This window comes from Frateuria sp., assembly GCF_013362045.1.
Taxonomy (GTDB): Bacteria; Pseudomonadota; Gammaproteobacteria; order Xanthomonadales; family Rhodanobacteraceae; genus Frateuria_A.
Genome location: NZ_JABFWW010000170.1, coordinates 1 through 3656, shown reverse-complemented (window position 1 = coordinate 3656; position 3656 = coordinate 1). Strand labels below are relative to the sequence as shown.

The 3656-nt window shown below is 71.6% G+C and carries 3 protein-coding genes and 1 pseudogene; 3 read left to right on the top strand and 1 reads right to left on the bottom strand.

The genetic code is table 11. The features are described 5' to 3' along the window. Window positions 1-86: 86 nt before the first annotated feature. On the bottom strand, window positions 87-1799 hold the full coding sequence (locus HOQ08_RS08090) for an AsmA family protein (RefSeq protein ID WP_291193120.1): 1713 nt from the start codon (window positions 1797-1799) through the stop codon (window positions 87-89). A 185-nt stretch (window positions 1800-1984) separates the two neighbouring features. Between HOQ08_RS08090 and HOQ08_RS08085 the strand changes: the two genes are divergently transcribed. The 3 genes and pseudogenes from HOQ08_RS08085 to HOQ08_RS08075 form a co-directional block, all read left to right on the top strand. Then, window positions 1985-2527 (top strand): DUF4142 domain-containing protein, encoded by a 543-nt coding sequence (locus HOQ08_RS08085; protein WP_291193118.1) that lies wholly within the window; start codon window positions 1985-1987, stop codon window positions 2525-2527. Window positions 2528-2657: 130 nt separating this feature from the next. After that, complete coding sequence (locus HOQ08_RS08080) at window positions 2658-2975, top strand: hypothetical protein (protein ID WP_291193116.1); 318 nt, start codon at window positions 2658-2660, stop codon at window positions 2973-2975. Window positions 2976-3146: 171 nt separating this feature from the next. Then, window positions 3147-3656 (top strand): annotated as a pseudogene (locus HOQ08_RS08075) (polysaccharide deacetylase); the annotation flags it as partial.

Below are 3656 nucleotides of genomic sequence, written 5' to 3'. Positions count from 1 at the left end.
GGCGCGCGGCCACCGCGCAGCCGGCCGGGCCGGCGCCGACGACGATGAAATCGGCCGCGTCCTGGTCGTGCATGTCGGCGCGTCCGTCAGTGGCCGGAGGGCGGCTTCTTCGACTTCAGCACGTTCTGCAGCAGGTCGTTCAGGACCTCCTGCTTGTTCCCCGACGGCTGCTGTGCCGCCGGCTGCGACGCCGCCTTGCCGAGGCCGGCCTTGAGCAGGCCCGCGGCGGCGGCCGGATCGATCTGGAAACTGGGCGCGCTGGCGGTGCCGCCCACGCGCACACCGATACCCTGTTCGCTGGCCCCGCCCAGCACGCCGCCCAGCGCACGGCCGGCCTTGGAGTGGCCGAGCAGCCCGGCCAGGCCCTGGCCGCCCGTGGCGCTGCCCGCGATCGCCTGGTCCAGCTTGACCAGCATGCGGAAGTCCAGCCGGCGGTCGGCGGCCATGCCGCCCTTGCCGGTCATGCTGCCGAGCTGCACGACCTGCGCGCTGGCCGGATCGGCCTGAATGCCGGAGGGCGAGATGGTCAGCGACGCCTCCGCGTGGCGGATCACCGTGTCCCTCGGCGCGCTGATGCCGGCCAGCGCCAGCGCACCGCCGAGCTTGGCGCCCAGGCTGAAGCCGGCCAGCCTGGTATCGTCCAGCGATACCGGGCCGCGAATCACCAGCGCATCGAGCGGGCCGCGCACGGTGAGATCCATGCTGGCGGTGCCGCCGCTCAGGCGCGAATCCTTCGGCAACACCACGCCGAACACCGGCAGCAGCGGCTCCAGGTCGTCGACCGGCTGCTGCTTGCCCGCGACGCGCAGGTCCAGATGCATGACCGCCGGGCGGTTGTCGATGCCGCCGCTGATCGCCAGCCGCGCCTTGCCGGCGCCCAGCGTCGCGGCATCGATCTGGCCGGTGCCGGCGGTCAGCCGGTAGTGCGCCTGGTAGTCGATGCGCAGCGGTTGCGGCGAGGGCGAGCCGGCCTTCACCAGCTGCAGCTTGCGTGCATCGATGCGCCCCTTCGCGGTGAGCACGCCCTTGGCCGACGCGATCCGGCTGTCCAGGTCGAGCACGCCGCCGACGCCGCCTTCGCGTGCCATCAGGCCGGCGCCGACCAGGTCGAGGTCGTGCATCGCCAGGTGCGCATCGAGCGGCGTCAGCAGCGCATTGCCGGCATCCCACGGGCCAAGCGTGCCCTCCAGCGCCAGCGTGCCGCCGCCGGCCAGCGCCGCGCCCAGCTTTAACGGAAAGGCGGCCTGCGTGCCGACGTGGTCGGCGCTAACGCGCAGCTGGCTGTAGACGTGCGCGTCGCCCGCGGCGCCATGCAGTTCGATGCGCCCGTCGTTGATGCGCAGCCGGTCGACCGTGAAGGCGGGGGTCGCGGAAGGCGTGGATGGTGCAGGCGTAGCCGCAGTCGGTGCATTGCCGCCGAGCCGGGCAAAGTTCCAGCCGCCGCTGCGGTTCTGCAGCAGCCGCACCTGCGGCTGGTCGAGCGTGAGCGAGGTCACGTGCAACTGCCGGTGCAGCAGCAACGGCCACAGGCGCACGCCGAGCTTGAGCGAACGCGCGGTGACGAACGGCTGCGCGCCGAAGGCCGGGTCCTCGCCGATGCGGATGTCGTCGGCATCGAGCGAACCGGACCATATCGACATCCGCAGCTTGCCGATCGCCACGTCGCGGCCCAACGCCTTGCCGAGCGAGGCCTGCACCTGCGGGCGGAAGTGGTCCGCGTCGACCAGCGACAAGGCGCCGATGCCCAGCACCACCAGGATCAGCAAGACGGCGACGATACCGATCAGCAGACGCTTCATGGTCGCTACTCCGCGGGATCAACGGCGCCAAGGCCGGAGCGGGGATACTAGCGCGGGTGGTCCGACCCGGCCGCGACGAGGCGGATCACGCCGCACGCCGTCGGCCATGCTTTCACGGCGCATTGAGCGTCCGTTGCCGGCGCCGCGGCTAGCTTTGTCCATCCCGCTCCGCTGGAACCGCGCCCATGAAGCCGCCGCCCGCCACGACCTTTGCCGCCCGCATCGTGCTCTGCGCCGGCCTGATGCTGCTCGCGGCGGCACCGGCGGTCCGCGCCGCGGACAAGCCGGCCACGCTCGATTCCGCCGAGCAGGCCTTTGTCGCCGAGGCCACCGCCGACAACTCGATGCAGATCACGCTGGCGCAGGTGGCGCAGGTGCGCTCGCAATCGTCCAAGGTCCGTGCGCTGGCCAGGCGCATCATCGACGACCACCAGGCGCTCAACCGCAAGTTCACCGACTTTTCCGTCGCCCGCAAGGCGCATGGCCGGGCACACGGCATCCCCAGCCGCGACGTCACGGAAGACAAGCTGCGGCTGGAAAACCTGCAGGGCGACGCGCTGGACAAGGCCTTCGCCGGCATGATGGTCCAGGAGCACCAGAAGGTTATTCCGCTGTACGAACGCGCCGCGAAGGACGAAGGCAACCCGCGCCTGCAGAAGATCGCCCGCGAAGCCCTGCCGCTGCTGCGCGAACACCTGCAGGGCGCGCGCGCCTTGAGCGGCGGCTGAGCTTGCGGGAGCACGCAGGCCTGGGCACGGTCCGCCTGATGCCGGGCCGCCGCTGAACCGCAGGCCGCGGCCAGCTGGCCTTTCGGCCATCGCTATAGTCGAATGGCGGCTGCCTCGACCGGGAGCCCGGGTGATCAAAGACGTCCATCGCCTCAATCGCCTGCTCGATCGCTACGAGCGCCGGCTGCCGGCCGGGATCGCCAAACCGCTGCGCTGGTTGCGCGCGCCTTCCTCGCGCTGGGTGCGGCTGCCGGCCGGCCTGTTGCTGATCGTCGGCGGTCTTTTCAGCATCCTGCCGCTGCTGGGCCTGTGGATGCTGCCGCTGGGCCTGCTGCTGCTCGCGCAGGACCTGCCGTTCCTGCGCCGTCCCATGCGCTGGGCGATGATCCTGCTGGAGCGGCGCTGGTTGCGCTGGAAGCGGCGCCGCCGCCCGCAGCCGCAGCGCTGACCTCGTCACACCGTGGACGCCTGTTGCCGGCGCTGGCTGACCAGCGCTCGTTGCATTGCACGCGCGCCCGGGGATGGAGCCCGCGCGTCCCTGCCCTCTGGTCCGCTAGGCCACAATTCACCGGATTGCGGCGACAATTGCACCGCCCCAACCTCTCCGGCCGCGACAGGCATGCACAGGAAACCGATCTTCTACGACCCCACCGGCCGTCGGGCTACCCGCGTCTCGCGCTTGGGACTGGCGCTGGCCGTGGTCAGCACCTTGCTGGTGGTCGCCTGCGCGGTGAGCCTCTTCGTGGGACCGAGCCTGGGCGTACTGAGCCTGGGCCGGCACGAGCACGGGCTGCATGCGAAGGCCGCGGCGCCGCAGCTGGTGCGGCCGGCCGAAAAGCTCGCCGCCGAAGTGCGCACGCGCCAGCGCCAGTTGCGCCACCGCACGGCCGCCCGCACCGGCCAGGCGCACACGCCGCCGCCGTCGCTGGACCGGCCGACCGACCGACCGCTGGCGATCGGCTTCTACGTCAACTGGGACGACAGCAGCTACCCCGCGCTCAAGCGCGCGCTGCCCACGCTGGACTGGGTGATTCCCTCCTGGCTCAGCGTGAGCGGCCCGGACATGGCGCTGCACACGGCAATCGATGCGAAGGCGCTCAACCTGATCCGCCGCGGCAAGCCCTCCATG

Bases quoted from the DNA above. Each gene is read 5' to 3' on its own strand.
- HOQ08_RS08085 (WP_291193118.1), top strand. From the start codon at position 1,985: ATGAAGCCGCCGCCCGCCACGACCTTTGCCGCCCGCATCGTGCTCTGC.
- HOQ08_RS08090 (WP_291193120.1), bottom strand. From the start codon at position 1,799: ATGAAGCGTCTGCTGATCGGTATCGTCGCCGTCTTGCTGATCCTGGTG.